Here is an 18,023-nt window from a genome sequence, read left to right as displayed (position 1 = left end):
AAATAGATCAGGCACGGCGTTGAGTTTCTCCTAGCGCCTGCTCAGCCTGATGAAACATCGCCAGCGCCCGTTGTAAATGCACGGCGTCGAACGGATTAAGCGGATAGAATTTCTCGTCTTTACGCGGGCGCAGCATCACGCGGATTTTATTGGCTGACATCCTTTCATAGAGATAGCTGGCGATGTCCTGATTCTCTTCATCCTTCCAGGACAGAACCAGTGCAGCATGCTCACCACTGCGACGGCCAATAAACTGTTCGTTCAGCCACAGACCTTCCAGATCGCCATCATTTTGTAATTTTTTGCCGTCAAACCATGGCGAATCTGCCAGCATCCACAGCGACTGTGGTGTGATCTCTTCATGCAGCAGTCGCCACATAGGACGGTTATTGTCCATCTGCCAGCAGGCCATACCAAGATAATCATTCAGCTCGCGCCAGTCATTTTCCAGCCGCTCTTTCAGTTCGGGATCCTGCACGTGCATAAATTGTTGCAGACCGCTGGCCTGTTCGCCCAGCTTGTTATAGGCGACCACTGTCATAGTGCGCGGTGTACGGCGGAAAGTGACCCACAGCAGAATTTTGGGGATACGAAAAGTAATGGCCTGGATGGTCAGCTTGTAACGATTACCGCGAGACATTACCAGTCCGTTCGCGGTACCGCGTTTGTCCTGATAATTACGCACCAGTACCACGCTGTTCTGGCCCATCCATCCGGTGAGGTAATGTTCTTTCTCACTTTCCGCCACGTCGAGATCGCGGGCGATCTGGCTGATTTTTTCTTCATCCAGCTGGGCGAGGGACAGTGACTCTTCGGCACTGTAAAAGCTTTTCTTCAGGGCGGCAGTAGCAGACATAAAAATTTCCACGGTATCGATGTGGTTTACAGCTTACCTGAAGTTGTCATACAAATTTTAGGGTTAACCCGCAAAATTAACCTAAAAGAATTTCAGGGCAGAATGAGTCGGGATAATGCCTTTTACTCAGCATCAAACCAGTCGCTGTTTTGCTCAGCAATCGGCGTGATGGTAGAAATCATTTCCTGCAAATGAATGCGGATGGCTTTTTCAGCAGCGTCCGGGTCATGCGCTTTCAGAGCGTCGAAAATGGCATAGTGTTGCGCGATAAGGTTTTCCGGCGGGGAGACTTTGCTGAGTGTGAGGAACCGCACGCGATCCATGGTCGCTTTAATGTGTTCAACGGTTTCCCAGGCCAGACGACAGTCGATGATCTGCGCAATCGTGCGGTGGAAATCATCATCGAGCAGCAGAAACTCCTGCGTTTGCTGGCTTTTTGCCGCAAGCCGCTGACGCTCAAGATTGTGTTCCAGCAGCGCCAGATCTTTCTCAGTGGCGACCATAGCAGCACGACGAACCACGGCGGTCTCAACGGCTTCGCGGATGAAACGGCCATCGGCGACGCGCTTGGATGAAATCTTCATCACATACGTACCGCGCTGCGGTAAGACCTGAACCAGTCCGGCTTCGGCCAGCTTGATAAAGGCTTCGCGAACCGGCTGGCGAGACACGTTAAAGCGTGTGGAAATCTCTTTCTCCGACAGGAATGCCCCCGGCGCAATGGCACAGGTGACGATGTCCTGACGCAAGGTGCGGTAAATCTGCTGATTCACCGGCACATTACTGAGAAATTCAAAGGCGTCTGTCATGGGCAAAAGTTGTCTTCAGAGTCGGGAGTTCACAATACTAACATGAGTTTTCTCAGGATTTTGAGATTGTTAGCGCAAGGATTCGACAGAGATTTGGGATATTCCATACAAACTAATCCGAATTGATATGCTCGCGGCAGTAAAGCTTTTTATAGGCTGCCGGGGTGATGCCCAGCAGCTTGCGAAACACCCGACGGAAATAGGCTGCATCGTTAAAACCGGTAAGCCGTGCGACATCGGCGACGTTACCGGTATTGGCCAGCAGCAGTTTCTCGGCAGCGGCGACACGGTGTTTATTCAGTGCGTCGGTCAGGGTCATCTGAAACGTCAGACGAAACACGCGTCCGAGATAATCAGCATTGCAGTGCAGCCTTTCCGCCAGCGCCGAAGCCCCCAGCGGCAGATGAAACTGGGTGGTGATGAGTTGCCGCGCCTTGTACGCCAGTGCAACGCCCGGCCCGCCGGGTTCCACATTTTCTGGCCACGCGCGGGCGACTTCCTGCAATAGTAAAATCAGATACAGCGCCAGCGAATGTCCATCTCTTTCCTGCTCATATAAAAATAGTCTGAATAACGTTAAAAGTGTTTCACGATCCCTGACTTTGCAATGCTGTGGAATATTCAGCTGTAAAGAGGGATTATTTTGCCGTGAATCAATTAACGTGCGGTTGCTCTCAATATCGAAGTGCAGCCAGTAAAATTTTAATTCAGGGTCAAACGTCGTTAACCCTTTATGTTCCCTGCCGGGGAATAAAAGCAAACTTTCCCCCTCACGCAGATCAAAGCGCGTATTTTCTTCCTGCAATGACAGGCCGCCACTTACTACATAAATCAGTTCATGCGAGTTGAGCCTGCGTGTCGGATGTGTGCCGATTCCACGTGAAATAAACAACCCGCCGTTTTGCACGTTAACCGGGTAATTCACAGAAAATGAAAACACATCAGTCATTTATAAGGCACTCTGGCAGCAGGTGAAGCATGACTGTAGCACAGGGCGCAGTAGCTGCCCGTATTGCCGGAAGACGTTTTGATCTGCTTCACAGATTTTATGTGTGAGTCGGAATTGTCCCGTTTAACTACTTTATCCTCCTCTTGTTGGCGTCTGACTCCCGTGCCAGATTAAATGTGTACCCTATAAAAAACGGGCTGATATAAAGCAGAATCTTTATATCACTGTATTCCTGACGGCTTATTTATACACATATAAAAGCGAGAAAATAAAATGCCAACAGATTCTCTAAATACCGGCTCAGTACTGGTGAAAGGCGCGGAGGGAATAATTTCTGCGAACGCTAAACTTTCTGTCAGTGAGAAAATAGGTTATGGATTAGGGGATGCCGGTGGCACGATCATTACCTGCCTGATCACCAGCTTCCTGACCTTTTTTTATACCGATGTATTCGGCCTGACGCCGGCGATTGTCGGCACATTATTTATTTCCCTGCGCGTCATTGATGCAATTTCCGATCCGTTGATGGGCATTCTGGCCGACCGTACACAAAGCCGCTGGGGACGTTTTCGTCCGTGGCAGTTGTGGATCGCGCTGCCGATCGGCGTGGTCGGTTTTCTGACGTTCACCGTGCCAGGTGTCAGCGGTGACGCCAAAATTGCATACGCCTTTTTCACCTATTTTCTGCTCTCAGTTTCTTACACCGCAATTAACGTGCCGTATTGCGCGCTGATCAACACCATGACCACCGATCATCGCGAGGTGATTTCCTGCCAGTCATGGCGCTTTGTGTTGTGCGGCGTGGCAGGCTTTATGGTCTCCGTCGGTTTGCCGTGGCTGGTGCAGATTTTCGGCAAAGGCGATGCAGCGCTCGGGTATCAGCAGGGCGTGGGTTTGTTGTGCGCCATCGCTGTGGTGATGTTCCTGTGGTGCTTCTTTACGGTTCGTGAACGCCTGCCGCTGGCGTTGCTCGGCCAGTTCAGTATTCGTCAGCACATTCGCGGGATGCTGAAAAACGATCAACTGCTGCTGATATTGCTGATGTCCTTCCTGCTGATCAACGTGTTCAATCTGCGCGGCGGCGGCTACATGTATTTCATCACTTATGTGCTGAAAGGCACAGCGGGATACGCCTCGATGTTCTTCGGTATGGTGACGCTGGCATCGATTCTGGGGGCGGTGATCGTCAATCAGCTGACCAAAATGATCGACAGCGTCCGTCTCTACATGATCACCAATCTGGTGCTGGCGGTCTTTTCCCTGCTGCTGTGGTTTGTGCCGGTGGGGGAACCATTCCAGACGCTGTGGCTGGGTATAATTTTTGTGCATTGCGTGATCCTCGGATTCACGCTGCCGCTGCACTTTTCCATCATGGCGTTCGCCGACGACTACGGGCACTGGAAAAACGGTATCCGTTCTTCGGGCATGAACTTCGCCTTCAATTTGTTCTTCATCAAGCTGGCCTGGGCGTCAAGTGCCGGGATCATCAGCCTGGTATTCATCCTGGTTTCTTATCAGGCCGGTGCAGACCACCAGACACCGACCTCGCTCGGCGGCATCACGTTGCTTGAAACGCTGCTGCCTGCGGCGATGCATCTGCTGCTGGCGGGGACACTGATGTTCTGCAAGCTCGATAACAAATTGCTGACGCAGATGTCGCATGATCTGGCAGCCAAAATTTAATTACGTTCATTATTTCAGGAGGTTGTATGTCATTTTCTCCGGTTGACTCTTTAGAAGTACCGTTGCAAAAAGTGAATATTTCCGATGCGTTCTGGCTGGAATACCAGCGCCTGGTGAAGGATGTGGTAGTGCCGTATCAGTGGAAAGCGCTGAATGATGATGTGACAGACGCCGAGCCGAGCCATGCGATAGAGAATTTCAGAATTGCCGCCGGGCAGAGTGAAGGGGAGTTCTATGGCATGGTGTTTCAAGACAGCGATGTTGCTAAATGGCTGGAGGCGGTCGGGTATTTGCTGGCAAAAACGCCGGATGCTGAACTGGAAAAAACCGCTGATGCGGTCATTGATCTGGTCGGCGCGGTGCAACAACCTGATGGTTATCTCAATACCTATTTCACTGTCAAAGAACCGCAGCAGCGCTGGACGAATCTGGCAGAGTGCCACGAGCTTTACTGTGCCGGGCACTTGATCGAAGCGGGTGTCGCGTATACACAGGCGACTGGCAAAACCCGTTTGCTGGATATTGTGTGCAAGCTGGCGGACCACATTGCACAGGTGTTTGGCCCCGGTGAGCAGCAGTTGCACGGTTATCCCGGTCATCCGGAAATCGAACTGGCGCTGATGCGTTTATATGAAGCTACCGGTGAAACCCGTTATCTCGAACTAACGCGTTTCTTCGTTGAACAACGTGGTGCAGAGCCGCATTTCTACGATATTGAATACGAAAAACGCGGTAAAACGTCACACTGGAATACTTACGGCCCTGCGTGGATGGTGAAAGACAAAGCCTACAGTCAGGCGCATTTGCCGATAGCGTTACAGACTACGGCTATCGGCCACGCGGTGCGATTTGTGTATCTGTACGCCGGTGTGGCGCATCTGGCGCGGCTGAGTCAGGATCAGGAAAAACGTGAAGTCTGCCAGCAGCTGTGGGAAAACATGACCCAACGGCAGATGTATATCACCGGATCGATTGGCTCGCAAAGCAGCGGCGAAGCGTTTTCATCAGATTACGATTTACCGAACGACACGGCGTATACCGAAACTTGTGCCTCGATCGGTCTGATGATGTTTGCTAACCGCATGCTGCAGATGGAGGCCGACAGTCGTTACAGCGACGTAATGGAGCGCGCGCTTTACAACACCGTGCTGGCCGGTATGGCGCTTGATGGCAAACATTTCTTCTACGTCAATCCACTGGAAGTGCATCCGAAAAGTATTCCGTTCAACCATATTTACGATCACGTCAAACCTGTGCGTCAGCGCTGGTTCGGCTGCGCCTGCTGCCCGCCGAATATCGCGCGGTTGCTGGCATCTCTGGGGCATTATATTTATACCCAGAGACCGGACGGCGTGGACATCAATCTGTATATCGGCAGCGATGTGGAAGCGACGGTCAATGGTAAACCGCTACGGCTTAAACAGTCCGGCGGCTATCCGTGGGCCGAACGGGTGCTGATTGAGGTCAGTACCGATGAGCCGCTGGAAGCCACACTGGCGCTGCGTTTACCGGACTGGTGCGCCAGCCCGCAGGTGATGCTGAATGGCAAACCTCTGGAGCTGGCCAGCCTGACCCGACGCGGCTATTTGCGGCTGACGCAGGAATGGCAGCAGGGCGATCGCATTGAAATGACATTACCGATGCCGGTGACGCGTGTGAAGGGGAATGCGTTGCTGCGCCATGTCGCCGGAAAGGTGGCCATTCAGCGCGGCCCGCTGGTGTATTGTCTCGAACAGGCTGATAACGGCAGTGAACTGCACAACCTCCGGCTGCCAAACGGCGCGCATTTCCGGTTGATCGCCGGAAGCGGACTGTTTGCCGGTAAAACGCTGCTGCAAACTCACGGGGAACGGCGTGTATCGGCTCAGGCCGGTGAGCAGCCGCTTTACCGCTTCAATCCACCCCTCGAAGAGCGCGTACCGCAAACGATGACCTTCGTGCCGTACTTTACCTGGGCAAACCGCGTGGAAGGGGAAATGCGTGTTTGGATCGATGAAGTGTAGAAAAATAGGCGTTCCGATAAAAGCAAACCCGGCGCAGGTGGCCGGGATTGTCATTTTTATATTCGAGTTATGAGTTATGAGAGAGTTTTGTTTCGACTGAATGCTTTGGGGGCTTAATTACAAAAAATACGAGAATGGCGCCCAGCGCCGCGACGCCGCCTGCGAGCATAAAGGCGCTGTCGAAACGGCCAGTATTCTGCACGATAAAGCCAGTGACGACCGGTCCGATAATTCCGGAGACGCTGCCGACCAGATGAATGAATCCGCTGGTGCCACCGACACGGGATTTATGCACGACATCCTGAATAATCGCCCAGTAAATTGCTCCTGTGGTGTACAGGAAGAAAATAGAAACTGACATCAGCACTACTGCGGGCACCACGCTGGTCACGATACCGGCGAGCGCGACGCAGACTGCTGCGGCTAACAAGCTGACCACCAGGATAATTTTACGCGACAGTAATAGGCGGCCGGTAATATTAAAGATCTTATCGGAAATATAACCGCCTAATGCCAGACCGACGAAGCCGACGATCCATGGAATGACGGTAGTTAAACTCATTTCTTTAATATTTAGTCCATGTGCCTGAACCAAATACGCCGGGAACCAGCTCAGGAAGAAGAATAAAATATAGTTGTAGCTGAAGAAGGCGAAAGCCGTGACCAGAATAATAGGCTGTTTTAAATAGTAACCCAGACCATGCGCCGCCTGCGCCAGATCTTCTTCTGCACTTAAATGCTCATTTTTCATGGCATCCACCAAGCGCAATTCTTCGGGGGAGACGCGTTTACTTTTCAGCGGATTATCGGCCACGGTGAAGAACCACACCGCCATCCATACAATACCTATCGCGGCAATGACCATAAATGCCGGACGCCAGCCAAATGAAATAGCCAGATACCCGACGATTGGCCCGGCCACGGCGCCGCCGAGCGGCGAACCGGCGCTGAGAAGCCCCATAGCAGTGGCAGCCTGTTTCTTCGGAAACCAGCCGTTAATCATCTTATTTGCCGAGGCGCATATCGGCCCTTCGGCCATACCGAATAATACCCGCAGAATAAGCATGGAATAAAAGCCGGTTGCGATGGCTGTCATCCCGCAGAATAAAGACCACAGTCCGACGGCTAACCCCATAACGATCGTCGGGCCGAATTTATCTACTGCTAAACCGCCGAGGAAGTTAAATATTGCGTAACCAAAGAAGAAACTGCCAAATATCAGACCGAACTGTTCGGGATTAATGGTCAGTTCTTTTTCAATCATCGGGACAGTAATCGACAGCGCGACGCGGTCGAGGTAATTGATCATGTACACCATAAACAGCAGGAATACGATAATCCAGCGCAGATTCTTAAACATAGGTAAGTGCTCCACTTGGTGTCGTTTTAATAGTGTTGCGTTATTTGTAGGTTGAATCTCAGGTACTCAGTGGCAGGAAGGATGGCGTGCATCCTTCCTGAATTTCCAAAGCTTATAAATTTTGAAACATCAGAACGTCAGTAATACTTTGCAGCAGGCACGCTGATCCTTTTCAAACAGCGTCAGGGCGGCTTCCACCTGACCGGCGGGCATCCAGTGCGTCACCAGTTTTTCCGGCGCGATTTTCCCTTGCTCCATCCATTCAATCACCTGCGGGAAACGATGGCTGTTCAGACGCGATGAGAACAACGAAATTTCTTTACTGGTGATACTTTGCTGCGTGAAGGCGCTAGGTTCGCCTGAGAACCCCATCATGCCGATGCGTGCCGCCGGTGACGCCAGCAAAATGGCCTCCTGCAAAATCGCCGGATGGCAGGCAGCATCGACAATCAGCGTCGGCAGAATACCTTCCGCAGAGAGCACGTCAGCCACGCTGCGTTCAGTATTGTTGATGGTCCAGTCCGCGCCGCTTTCCTGCGCCATCTGTAACCGTTCTTCGATGCGATCAGTAACAATCACTTTTTTCACACCGTAAACACCTTTCAGCACCTGAATCACCGTCAGCCCCATCGGGCCTGCGCCGTAAACCAGCGCGGTGTCCTGCGGCGTCGGTTTTAAGAACGCGGTAATGTTCGCCGCGATCGTAAAGGGTTCGACCATACTGGCGAGTTTGTCAGGGATCGCCGCGGGCACAACATAAGCATTTTTCGCCGGTGCGCAGGCGTAATCGCTGAAGCCGCCGTCGCGGTGTACGCCGATCACCTGCAACTGGGTACAGACGTTGGGGCGACCGATGGAGCAGGGATAACAGTGTCCGCAGCTGACCACCGGATCGATAACCACGCGTTCGCCGATGCGTGATGTTTCGACGCCTTCTCCGACACTGTCGATATGGCCGAAGAACTCATGGCCTATCACGCGCGGATATTTTGCGAAAGGATTGTGGCCGTGATAAATGTGGACATCCGAGCCGCAGATCCCTGCATAACTCACCCGAACTCGTACCTCACCGGCGGCAGGTACCGGCAAGGCACGTTGCTCGATCACCAGTTTTCCCGGTTCTTGTATAACGACGCTGTTCATTATTCGCTCCCTTACCAGTTCCACAAAGTACCGTCTTCCAGACGGGCCACCGGCAAATACGCCGGTTCATACGGATATTTCGCTGCCAGTTTTTCGTCGAACTCGATACCCAGCCCCGGTTTTTCGCCCGGATGCATATAACCATTATCAAACGTCCAGTTATGTGGGAAGACTTCCAGCATCTGCTCGGAATAGCCCATGTATTCCTGCACGCCAAAGTTTGGTACCCACAGGTCGAAGTGCAGGGCGGCCGCCATGCACACCGGCGAGAGATCCGATGGCCCGTGCGAGCCGGTGCGCACCTGATACAAAGAGGCAAAATCGGCGATCCGGCGCATACCGGTAATGCCGCCCGCATGGGTGATGGTGGTACGGATATAATCGATCAGCTGTTCTTCGATGAGTTGTTTGCAATCCCAGATGCTATTGAACACTTCGCCGACCGCAATTGGGGTTACGGTATGCTGGCGGATCAAACGGAAGCATTCCTGATTCTCCGCCGGAGTCGGATCCTCCATCCAGAACAGGCGATAGTCTTCGATGCTTTTACCGAAGCGCGCGGCTTCGACAGGCGTCAGGCGGTGATGCATGTCATGCAGAAGATGTTCGTCAAAACCGAATTTATTACGCACGGCCTCAAACAGCTTTGGCGTGAAATCGAGGTATTTCTCCGTCGACCACAGTTGTTCTTCCGGCCAGTTCCCTTTGGTCGCCGGTTCGTAGGCCAGTCCTTTGCCTTTCGACATCCCATAAGTGGTTTTCATGCCCGGCACACCGCACTGCGCGCGGATCGCCTTAAAGCCAAGTTCTTTGTGTTTGGCGTAATCATCCAGCACTTCATCTACCGAATGGCCGGTGGTGTGACAGTAAACCATTACCCCGGTACGTGATGCGCCGCCAAGCAGTTGGTATAACGGCATATTGGCAGCTTTAGCTTTGATGTCCCACAACGCCGTGTCCACCGCCGAAATCGCTGACATGGTGACCGGCCCGCGACGCCAGTAAGCCCCTTTGTAGAAGAACTGCCAGATATCCTCAATCTGGTGTGCATCGCGCCCGATAAGCTGCGGGCAGACGTGGTCTTTAAGGTAGGAGGCAACAGGCAGCTCGCGGCCATTGAGCGTGGCATCACCGATGCCGGTCAGACCGCTGTCAGTGGTGATTTTCAACGTAACAAAATTGCGACCTGGGCAAGTAACAAAGACTTCAGCATTCACGATTTTCATCGGTTATGACCTTCTGCAGTAAAGTTGGATGCATTTCCTTTGGCTATAAATACGCCAGATGCCAACTACCATACAAGTATGTATATTGGTTTTTGCCGGAGAGGATCACACTTTGTTGCGTGAAAGTTATCCAAAGATAAGGGGGAAGGCGAAGGGGAAACGCAGACAATGCGTTTAGATGAGCCGGAAATTAACCTCAGAATGTCTTAAAAAAAGCCTCCGGTTGGGAGGCTTAGTGCAGGTCAGTCACGTTTTACGTGTTTTTCGATGAGCCTCATGCAAATCTCAAGGGTTTTTAGTTTCTCTTCACGGTTACGGTCAAAATCCTTTTGTGTCGGGCGTCTTGTGGTATTTCGTTGTAATAACATAGTGGCCTCTTCCATTTGTGTGAGTCGACTTAATTAGCTCGCTTTTTGAACTAATTAAAAGTCGATCATACGCTTTTTGATGTGATGTAGTGAAGGCGTTGAAATAAATTATTTCAGGTTTTTTATCCCTGATAAATTTCTCAATTGCATCCGTTAACCCACCAAAAAATCTTAAATAGTTCGCCCGCGATATGATTTTTTGAGGGAACAACTTATCGAATACCGTCTTGCCATTACGTTCATCAGAGGGGATTTCATCCCATGCGGTGTCATAGAAAGTGATGATATGGCCATGAACATCTTCACAAGATTGTCTGATTATTTTCGCCATTATCTGAAAACTATCCTCAGCGGCACTGGAAAAATGCAGGAAAAGAATACGGAAAATTTTTATCTTTTCATGTGGCAGCGCGAAGCGGACATCGTAAAAACTAATATCAGAAAGATGACAACTATTTATAACCTGATGATATTTCATAAGATGAAGGCTTGATTTTTATAGGTGCCGTTTTTATATCACCGCTTTTTAACACTTGAAATTGGCACTTTCTTACTCAGGACGACGCCTTCCAAAATAATTTTGGATTGCATTACCTGATGCAAATCTTAGGAACTCACCTCTCAAAATGACAAAGCCCGCAGAGGTGCGGGCCGTATGAACTGGTTGGGAATCTACCCCAGCAACTCGCAATGAGGTGGCAGGCGACACTCAATGATGTCGGCCAGAACTTCGATGCGGAAGTGTTTACCGGTCAGTGGTTCGCCATCGAGGTTGAAGGTCATATCATGCGGCGCGGTGATTTCCAGCCACGGGAGATGAGCCGAGACGATATTTTTGTTTTCTTCGTTATTAAGCAGGCTGCGCAGGAATGAGGGCAGCAGCTCTTCGGAGGTCAGCAGACGCAGTTGCAGCAGGCCATCATTGATTAGCGCTTCCGGACAGATTTGCTGTCCGCCACCGGCCTGGCGACCGTTACCGATGCCAATGACCAGCGCATCGCCTTCCCAGCTGAAATCCGGGCCTTTGATTTCGCAGCGGTCGGCCTTCAGTGTATCAAGACGTAAAAGTCCGTGGATAAAATACGAGACGCCGCCGAGCGCCGCTTTGAGTTTTTCCGGCGTTTCTGTGGTGATGCGCGTACCAAATCCGCCGGTCGCCATATTGATGAAGTAGTGCTTATCATTCACCCTGGCAAGATCGATCGCTTCTGCCCGGCCCTTTATCGCCAGCAGCAACGCCTGTTCCGGGGCAAGCGGAATACTACAAGCGGTTGCAAAGTCATTGGCCGTTCCCAGCGGGACAATACCCAGAACCGGGCGCGGCTCCTGAAGCTGAGCCAAGGCTCCGGCGATTTCATTGATGGTGCCGTCGCCACCACCGGCAATGACGGTGTCACAGCCAAGCGTAACGGCTTCTGAGACATAGCGTGCGGCATCGCCGTATTCCCAGGTGACGCGGACGGCCAGCTCCACCCCTTCTTTGCGCAGCGCACCGACGGCCACACGCAACTCCTCATTGCCTGCGCCTTTTCCATTCAAAATCAGCAATGCTGTGGTCATGTATGCTCCTTTTCTTTATACATAACTACCATAAATGAAAATGCTCATACTTGGCTATCAGATAAATGATTGAAAAAAGCACCGCATGAATAAAATCATTGGAGTTAGATATATTCAATAAGACTATTATGTTTTTGTGAAACATTATTTTTATTAATAGACAGAAATGAATAATGATTATTTTAACCGAGGGAATATTTGAATGGGTTGATTACAAAAAGAAAAGCCAGCTCAAGGGAGATTGAGCCGGCCAAGGAGGTGGTTCCTAGTGTAGTCCGTTGCTTTATTTTGCATTCGAAGTAAATTGCGAATGCATATTATCCAACCCCAAAAGGAATAGATGTGATCCGTTTCTTATTTTCAACAAAAGCCTATTTGGCGTGCGGATTGCGCGTGTCAGTTTCTTGCAGATTGCGCAACAAGATGGCGAACTCGAGACTGATATCGTCCGGCAGCGCGGCGTAGACAATGTGACCGTTACCAGGCGCGACGTCAGTCGGTTGACCTTTCTTGTTTCGCAGCGCTTCAAGCCGGAACTGAATATTGCCCTGCGGCGTCATCATTTCTACGCTGTCGCCGACGCTGAATTTATTTTTTACGTCAATCTCAGCCCAGCCATCCACACGGTTGCCGGTGAACTCACCGACAAACTGCTGACGGTCGCTGACTGAGAAACCGTACTCGTACGTCTGCTGGGCATCATGCGTATGGCGGCGCAGGAAACCTTCGGTATAACCTCGGTGTGCCAGGCCTTCGAGCGTGGTCAGTAAGGTTGGATCGAAAGGTTTACCGGCAACGGCATCGTCAATGGCGCGACGATACACCTGCGCGGTGCGCGCACAGTAGTAGAAGGATTTGGTGCGGCCTTCAATTTTCAGTGAGTGAACGCCCATTTTTGTGAGGCTCTCGACATGCTGAATGGCGCGCAAATCTTTGGAATTCATAATGTAGGTGCCGTGTTCATCTTCGAACGCACTCATGTATTCGCCCGGACGCAGCGCTTCTTCCAGCATGAACACTTTGTCCGTCGGCTGGCCGATGCCCAGCGTCGGTTCGACAGCCTCGACCTGCTGCACCGGTATCGGTTCGTGCTGATGCACAATGCTGCCGATATCGTTCTCTTTGCCTTCCTGTACTTTGTATTCCCAACGGCAGGCGTTGGTGCAGGTACCCTGATTGGGGTCACGTTTGTTGATGTAACCGGAAAGCAGGCAGCGGCCGGAATAGGCCATGCATAGGGCGCCATGGACGAAGATTTCGAGTTCCATATCCGGCACCTGGGCGCGGATTTCGGCGATCTCTTCGAGCGACAATTCACGTGACAAAATTACCCGCGTCAGCCCCATTTGCTTCCAGAACTTCACCGTCGCCCAGTTCACCGCATTGGCCTGCACTGACAGATGAATATCCATCTGCGGGAATGCTTCGCGCACCATCATGATAAGCCCCGGATCGGACATGATCAGTGCGTCCGGCCCCATGTCTATAACCGGTTGCAGATCACGCAGAAACGTTTTCAGCTTGGCGTTGTGCGGCGCGATATTGACCACCACGTAGAATTTTTTACCCAAGGCATGGGCTTCGTTAATGCCTATTTCCAGATTCTGGTGGTTAAATTCGTTATTACGCACGCGCAGGCTGTAACGGGGTTGTCCGGCGTACACCGCATCTGCGCCGTAAGCGAAGGCATACCGCATATTTTTCAGCGAACCGGCAGGGGAGAGCAGTTCAGGAACAAATGAATCGGGGGTCAACATAGTCAATCTCAGTCTGATCACAAGTCAGGGCCGTCCCGGATGCGGGGCGACGAAAGGCCAGAATTGTAACGTCTGGGTTGAGTAAAAGCAGCCGGTTAGTGTGGGTATTTGGGGTTTTACGGGTTCAGATCAATTTTTGGCTTCTGAGGTTGTCGCAAAGAATACGACAACCTCAGTCAAAGGGATCAGGCAGGTTGCTGAGTGGAATCGCGGATATCGGCCGTTGCCCCATTTTTAACCACCGACTGCACGCCTTTTCTGGCCGCGTTTTCGGTGGTGTACATTTCACTGACGCCAATCACCTGATGATTTTTGGCTTTCAGCACAAAATAAAATTGCCCGTCTTTTGACGGTTTTATCTCGTATTGTTCTTCATGTGGCGCGTTATTTTGCACAGACGTAATGCCATTTTCTGCCGACGCTTTACTGGCATACATTTCACTGGTGAGAATAATCTCTCCGTTCCCGGCCTTCAGGTTAAAGTGAAACTGTCCATTCTTCGCTTTTTTCAGATCATAGTGACCAGTCGCCATAAAGGTTATCTCCAGCAAGGGGGTTATTTTCCACAGCTAAGTGTAGTTAAAGGAGAATCTTTCGCGGCGATAAGGGGAAGTTATGGCATGAAATGTGAACTGGCCGACAGACTTTCAGCAACTTTACAAAACTGAACGGTCGGCCCGGAAAGAACGGCTAGCGCGTCAGGCGAGGTGGCAGGGCTCCGCTTCCCAGCGGTAGCCGACGCCGTAGACGGCGCGGATGAAGGCTTTCTCGCCGTCCAGCGACTCCAGCTTTCGGCGCAGGTTTTTGATATGACTGTCGATGGTGCGGTCGGTGACCACCCGGTAGTCATCGTAGAGATTATTGAGCAGCACTTCGCGGGTAAACACGTAGCCCGGCTTTACCGACAGGGTTTTCAGCAGGCGGAATTCTGCCGGCGTCAGTTCAAGTTCATGCCCCTGGAACGAAGCCTGAAAGCGTGCTTCATCGATATGCAGGCCGTGGTTTTTGGTAATGCTTTCGTCCGGGCGCACGCAGCGGCGCAGGATCACTTTGACGCGCGCCACCACTTCACGCGGGCTGTACGGTTTACAGATGTAATCATCCGCCCCGATTTCGAGCCCCAGCAGGCGATCAATCTCTTCGGTTTTTGCCGTTACCATCATGATCGGCACGTCAGAAAACTGGCGGATATCACGACAGATCGACAGGCCGCTGCTGCCCGGCAGCATCAGATCGAGCAAAATCATCGCGGGCGGGCTGGCTTTGACCTGTGTGACCACGTCGTGGCCGTCAGGCAGCCATTGGGTGATATAACCTGCCGCATCGAGGTAATCGATCAGCAACTGAGCGAGTTTCGGCTCATCTTCTACAATCAAAATTTTCAACGGCGCGGAGCCGGTTGTTACGTAATCGTTCATCAGATTCTCGACCCATGTGGAACAGAAAGCGGCAGGACGACAGTGATACGCACGCCGCCTGCGGGAGAGTGGCTGGCGCTTATCTGCCCACCGTGTGCTTCGACGATATTCTGACAAATCGCCAGACCTAAACCAGAGCCGCCGCTGGCGCGGTTGCGCGAGCCTTCGGTGCGATAAAAGCGCTCAAAAATGCGCATCAGCTGTTCATCACTGATACCGGGCGCGCTGTCCTGAAATGTCAGTATCAGCGATTTCTCGCGGATTTCTCCCAGAATTTCCAGTCCGCCGTGGGGATCAGTATAGCGCAGGCTGTTTTCCATCAAATTATTGAAAAGCTGCGACAGGCGCTGCGGATCGCCGAACACCTGCGCGCTTTCCGGCAATTTGCTGGTCAGCGTTAACTGCTTGCTGTGGAAGCGATCGCGTGAACCGGCTTCCGCCAGCTGCACCAGATGTACGACGTCGGTGTCGACTTTACGGTACGCCAGCGCACCGGCATCGGAAAGGGAAAGCTGGTGCAAATCATCCACCAGCTTGGTGAGGATTGAGACTTCCGACTGCAATGATTCCAGTGAGCCAAGCGTCATTTTACGCACGCCATCCTGCATGGCTTCCAGCTCACCGCGCAGTACCGCCAACGGGGTGCGCAGCTCGTGGGAGATATCGGCCATAAACGCTCGCCGCATCTGCTCGTTTTTTTCCAGCGTCATCGCCAGCTGGTTGAAATCCTGCGCCAGTTTCCCCAGTTCATCTTCGCTGTCGACTTCCACGCGAGTGCTGAAATCTCCGGCGGCCAGCTGATGGGTGCCCTTGACCAGCCGTTTGACCGGCGCGAGCATACCGCGCGATAACAGCCAGGTGACGGCGGCGGCCAGTAGCGCAGTAAAAGCGACAATCATCCAGCTGGTGCGGCTTTGCTGGCGCTCGAAGTTGATGTCGGCATCGCGCGTCAGGCGTTCAGCCGGGGTCGAAATCACCGAACCGATTACTACGCCATTAACGGTCATCACGCGGCGCGGTCCCTGCAAATCAGGCGGCACCGGCTGATCGTATCCGCCAATCCGGCGATCGTGACTGTCGAGGATCCAAAATTTTGTGCGCCATCCCTGCGGCGGCATACGCGGGCTGCTGTTTTGTTCAAAGGAACGCATCAGCTGATAGATCAGACGGTCATTGGTTTCTAAAAACTCCCAGCTGCCGTGCTGTTTGTATTGTTCCTGCAACGTGTCGGCCAGCAGCTCGACGCGCTGTTCGTTACTCTGGCGGATGTAATCAATAAAGCCGCGCTCGAAGCTCATCCGCACGCCCCAGTTCATGGTGATTAACACCAGCGCACAGGTGCAGAAGATGGCCATGAACAGTTTGACGGTAATTCCTAGTTTCATGATTTTCTCATTGGATCGGGAGAGCTGGCCGCAGCGCGACGACGGTCAATAAGGGCATTTTTCTGGGCATCCGCCGGCACGCGCGAAAAGACCCAGGCGGGCAGGGCGATAATCACCGCCATCGCCATATAGCAGTACAGAAACGCGGTATGCATCGCGCCGCTGCCGACGTTCACCTGCTGTTGCGCAAACACGCCGATGAGGATACCTGCGACGCTGACGCCCAGACTCATCGACAGCTGCATGATCATCGACAGCAAACTGTTGCCGCTGCTGGCAAGGCGCGGCGGCAAGTCTTTCAGCGTCAGGGTATTCATCGACGAGAAGCGCAGCGAATTCACCATCCCCTGGAAGAACAGCACAATCGGGATCATCCACACAGCGCCATAAATCGCCACCAGCGGGAAGATAAATGTAATCAGTGCCAGCAACAGCGTGGCGGTTACCAGCGCAGAACGGTAGCCGAGCTGATTGACCAGCCGGACCACCACGCGCTTCATTCCCATGCTCCCGAGCACCATCGGGATCATCATCAGCCCGGCGTGAAAGGGGGTGAAGCCCATGCCGAGTTGCAGAAAGACCGGCGTCATAAACGGCAACATACCGCTGCCGATGCGACCCAGAAAACTGCCGGTCAGGCCGATTTTAAAGGTCGGCGTATGAAACAGGCGCAGGGAGAACAGGGCGGATAGATTACCGCGCGCATGCATCCAGTAGAGGCCGAGTGCGCCAAATCCAACCACGACCAGCAGCAGTAATTTCAGCGGCGTCAGTCCAAGCCCCCGGCTGCCGTCCAGCGCCAGCGTCAGTGTCGCCATACACACCGCCAGCATGATAAACCCGCTGATATCAAAGCGGCGTGTCTGCATTTTGTAATTCGGCATGATCATTAATGTGGCAATACAACCGGCAATGCCGACCGGCAGGTTGATCAAAAAAATCCAGTGCCAGCTGGCGTACTCCACCAGAAAACCGCCGAGCGCCGGGCCGAGCAGCGGACCGACCTGACCGGGCAAAGTCACCATGGTCATGGCCGCCATATATTCACTGCGCGGTACAATTTTCAGCACCGTCAGCCGCCCGACCGGCACCATCATCGCGCCGCCAATCCCCTGAACCACGCGGGACATCACCAGCTCACGCAGGCTGTCAGATTGAGCACAAAGCAGGGAACCCAACGTGAACAGTACAATGGCCGAGAAGAAGACCCATTTGACGCCGACTTTATCCGCCAGCCAGCCACTGGCGGGCAGCATCACCGCCACGGTCAGCACATAAGCCACCACTACCGAATGCATGTGCAGAGGGTTTTCACCGAGGCTATGGGCCATCGATGGCAACGCAGTATTGACGATGGTGGTATCCAGCGCCTGCATAAAAAAGCCAAACGCGACGATCCACAACTGCCAGCGCACAGAAGGCGGCAGTGGTTCGCAGGGCGGTAAAGTCTCGGTATTTTCAGATTTCATCGGGTTATCGCATCAGCACAATCATTGTCGCGGCTTG

General features: G+C 52.5%; 15 protein-coding genes. 2 read left to right on the top strand and 13 right to left on the bottom strand.

All coding sequences use genetic code 11. The annotated features are described in order from the left end of the window. Positions 1 to 7: 7 nt before the first annotated feature. The 3 genes from GE278_15795 to GE278_15785 form a co-directional block, all read right to left on the bottom strand. Positions 8 to 856: a hypothetical protein gene (locus tag GE278_15795; protein QLK62146.1), complete on the bottom strand. Its 849-nt coding sequence runs from the start codon at positions 854 to 856 to the stop codon at positions 8 to 10. 122 nt (positions 857 to 978) lie between these two features. Further along, on the bottom strand, positions 979 to 1,665 hold the full coding sequence (locus tag GE278_15790; GenBank protein ID QLK62145.1) for an FCD domain-containing protein: 687 nt from the start codon (positions 1,663 to 1,665) through the stop codon (positions 979 to 981). Positions 1,666 to 1,777: 112 nt separating this feature from the next. Beyond that, positions 1,778 to 2,614, bottom strand: coding sequence for a helix-turn-helix domain-containing protein (locus tag GE278_15785; protein ID QLK62144.1), 837 nt, complete (start codon positions 2,612 to 2,614; stop codon positions 1,778 to 1,780). Between the two features lie 273 nt (positions 2,615 to 2,887). Between GE278_15785 and GE278_15780 the strand changes: the two genes are divergently transcribed. Together GE278_15780 and GE278_15775 are read left to right on the top strand one after the other, a co-directional pair. Continuing rightward, on the top strand, positions 2,888 to 4,297 hold the full coding sequence (locus GE278_15780) for an MFS transporter (GenBank protein QLK62143.1): 1,410 nt from the start codon (positions 2,888 to 2,890) through the stop codon (positions 4,295 to 4,297). A gap of 26 nt (positions 4,298 to 4,323) precedes the next feature. After that, positions 4,324 to 6,300, top strand: a complete 1,977-nt coding sequence (locus GE278_15775) for a glycoside hydrolase family 127 protein (GenBank protein ID QLK62142.1) — start codon at positions 4,324 to 4,326, stop codon at positions 6,298 to 6,300. Between the two features lie 67 nt (positions 6,301 to 6,367). Here GE278_15775 and GE278_15770 read toward each other — a convergent pair whose 3' ends face one another. From GE278_15770 to GE278_15725, 10 genes are all read right to left on the bottom strand, one after another. Continuing rightward, positions 6,368 to 7,660: an MFS transporter gene (locus GE278_15770; protein QLK62141.1), complete on the bottom strand. Its 1,293-nt coding sequence runs from the start codon at positions 7,658 to 7,660 to the stop codon at positions 6,368 to 6,370. Between the two features lie 129 nt (positions 7,661 to 7,789). Beyond that, the gene (locus GE278_15765) at positions 7,790 to 8,803 is read right to left on the bottom strand and encodes a Zn-dependent oxidoreductase (GenBank protein ID QLK62140.1); all 1,014 of its coding nucleotides are present in this window, start codon (positions 8,801 to 8,803) and stop codon (positions 7,790 to 7,792) included. Between the two features lie 11 nt (positions 8,804 to 8,814). Further along, a complete protein-coding gene (locus GE278_15760; protein ID QLK62139.1) occupies positions 8,815 to 10,029 on the bottom strand; it encodes a D-galactonate dehydratase family protein in 1,215 nt (404 codons plus the stop codon). Positions 10,030 to 10,347: 318 nt separating this feature from the next. Further along, on the bottom strand, positions 10,348 to 10,875 hold the full coding sequence (locus GE278_15755; protein QLK62138.1) for a hypothetical protein: 528 nt from the start codon (positions 10,873 to 10,875) through the stop codon (positions 10,348 to 10,350). Positions 10,876 to 11,069: 194 nt separating this feature from the next. Beyond that, positions 11,070 to 11,957, bottom strand: coding sequence for a lipid kinase YegS (yegS, locus tag GE278_15750; GenBank protein QLK62137.1), 888 nt, complete (start codon positions 11,955 to 11,957; stop codon positions 11,070 to 11,072). Between the two features lie 371 nt (positions 11,958 to 12,328). Further along, positions 12,329 to 13,714 carry a tRNA 5-hydroxyuridine modification protein YegQ gene (locus GE278_15745; GenBank protein QLK62136.1) on the bottom strand — a complete coding sequence of 462 codons (1,386 nt, stop codon included), beginning with the start codon at positions 13,712 to 13,714 and terminating at the stop codon, positions 12,329 to 12,331. Between the two features lie 185 nt (positions 13,715 to 13,899). Next, positions 13,900 to 14,247 carry a DUF1508 domain-containing protein gene (locus GE278_15740; GenBank protein ID QLK62135.1) on the bottom strand — a complete coding sequence of 116 codons (348 nt, stop codon included), beginning with the start codon at positions 14,245 to 14,247 and terminating at the stop codon, positions 13,900 to 13,902. Positions 14,248 to 14,412: 165 nt separating this feature from the next. Then, positions 14,413 to 15,132 carry a two-component system response regulator BaeR gene (baeR, locus tag GE278_15735; GenBank protein QLK62134.1) on the bottom strand — a complete coding sequence of 240 codons (720 nt, stop codon included), beginning with the start codon at positions 15,130 to 15,132 and terminating at the stop codon, positions 14,413 to 14,415. Beyond that, positions 15,132 to 16,517, bottom strand: a complete 1,386-nt coding sequence (gene baeS, locus GE278_15730; protein QLK62133.1) for a two-component system sensor histidine kinase BaeS — start codon at positions 16,515 to 16,517, stop codon at positions 15,132 to 15,134. The genes baeR and baeS overlap by 1 nt, the downstream gene beginning before the upstream one ends. Further along, the gene (locus GE278_15725) at positions 16,514 to 17,986 is read right to left on the bottom strand and encodes an MFS transporter (GenBank protein ID QLK62132.1); all 1,473 of its coding nucleotides are present in this window, start codon (positions 17,984 to 17,986) and stop codon (positions 16,514 to 16,516) included. Before GE278_15725 ends, baeS begins: the two co-directional genes overlap by 4 nt. Positions 17,987 to 18,023 lie beyond the last annotated feature (37 nt).

The sequence above is a fragment of the Enterobacteriaceae bacterium Kacie_13 genome (genome assembly GCA_013457415.1).
GTDB lineage: Bacteria > Pseudomonadota > Gammaproteobacteria > Enterobacterales > Enterobacteriaceae > Rahnella.
Note: the sequence above shows the minus strand (reverse complement) of the source record. Positions and strands in the feature narration are given on the sequence as shown.

What these genes read in the sequence shown, in the direction of transcription:
- GE278_15770 (QLK62141.1), bottom strand. Translation starts at nt 7,660, where the DNA reads ATGTTTAAGAATCTGCGCTGGATTATCGTATTCCTGCTGTTTATGGTG.
- GE278_15785 (QLK62144.1), bottom strand. Translation starts at nt 2,614, where the DNA reads ATGACTGATGTGTTTTCATTTTCTGTGAATTACCCGGTTAACGTGCAA.
- GE278_15765 (QLK62140.1), bottom strand. Translation starts at nt 8,803, where the DNA reads ATGAACAGCGTCGTTATACAAGAACCGGGAAAACTGGTGATCGAGCAA.
- GE278_15790 (QLK62145.1), bottom strand. Translation starts at nt 1,665, where the DNA reads ATGACAGACGCCTTTGAATTTCTCAGTAATGTGCCGGTGAATCAGCAG.
- GE278_15760 (QLK62139.1), bottom strand. Translation starts at nt 10,029, where the DNA reads ATGAAAATCGTGAATGCTGAAGTCTTTGTTACTTGCCCAGGTCGCAAT.
- GE278_15740 (QLK62135.1), bottom strand. Translation starts at nt 14,247, where the DNA reads ATGGCGACTGGTCACTATGATCTGAAAAAAGCGAAGAATGGACAGTTT.
- yegS (QLK62137.1), bottom strand. Translation starts at nt 11,957, where the DNA reads ATGACCACAGCATTGCTGATTTTGAATGGAAAAGGCGCAGGCAATGAG.
- GE278_15755 (QLK62138.1), bottom strand. Translation starts at nt 10,875, where the DNA reads ATGAAATATCATCAGGTTATAAATAGTTGTCATCTTTCTGATATTAGT.
- GE278_15745 (QLK62136.1), bottom strand. Translation starts at nt 13,714, where the DNA reads ATGTTGACCCCCGATTCATTTGTTCCTGAACTGCTCTCCCCTGCCGGT.
- GE278_15780 (QLK62143.1), top strand. Translation starts at nt 2,888, where the DNA reads ATGCCAACAGATTCTCTAAATACCGGCTCAGTACTGGTGAAAGGCGCG.
- GE278_15795 (QLK62146.1), bottom strand. Translation starts at nt 856, where the DNA reads ATGTCTGCTACTGCCGCCCTGAAGAAAAGCTTTTACAGTGCCGAAGAG.
- GE278_15775 (QLK62142.1), top strand. Translation starts at nt 4,324, where the DNA reads ATGTCATTTTCTCCGGTTGACTCTTTAGAAGTACCGTTGCAAAAAGTG.
- GE278_15725 (QLK62132.1), bottom strand. Translation starts at nt 17,986, where the DNA reads ATGAAATCTGAAAATACCGAGACTTTACCGCCCTGCGAACCACTGCCG.
- baeR (QLK62134.1), bottom strand. Translation starts at nt 15,132, where the DNA reads ATGAACGATTACGTAACAACCGGCTCCGCGCCGTTGAAAATTTTGATT.
- baeS (QLK62133.1), bottom strand. Translation starts at nt 16,517, where the DNA reads ATGAAACTAGGAATTACCGTCAAACTGTTCATGGCCATCTTCTGCACC.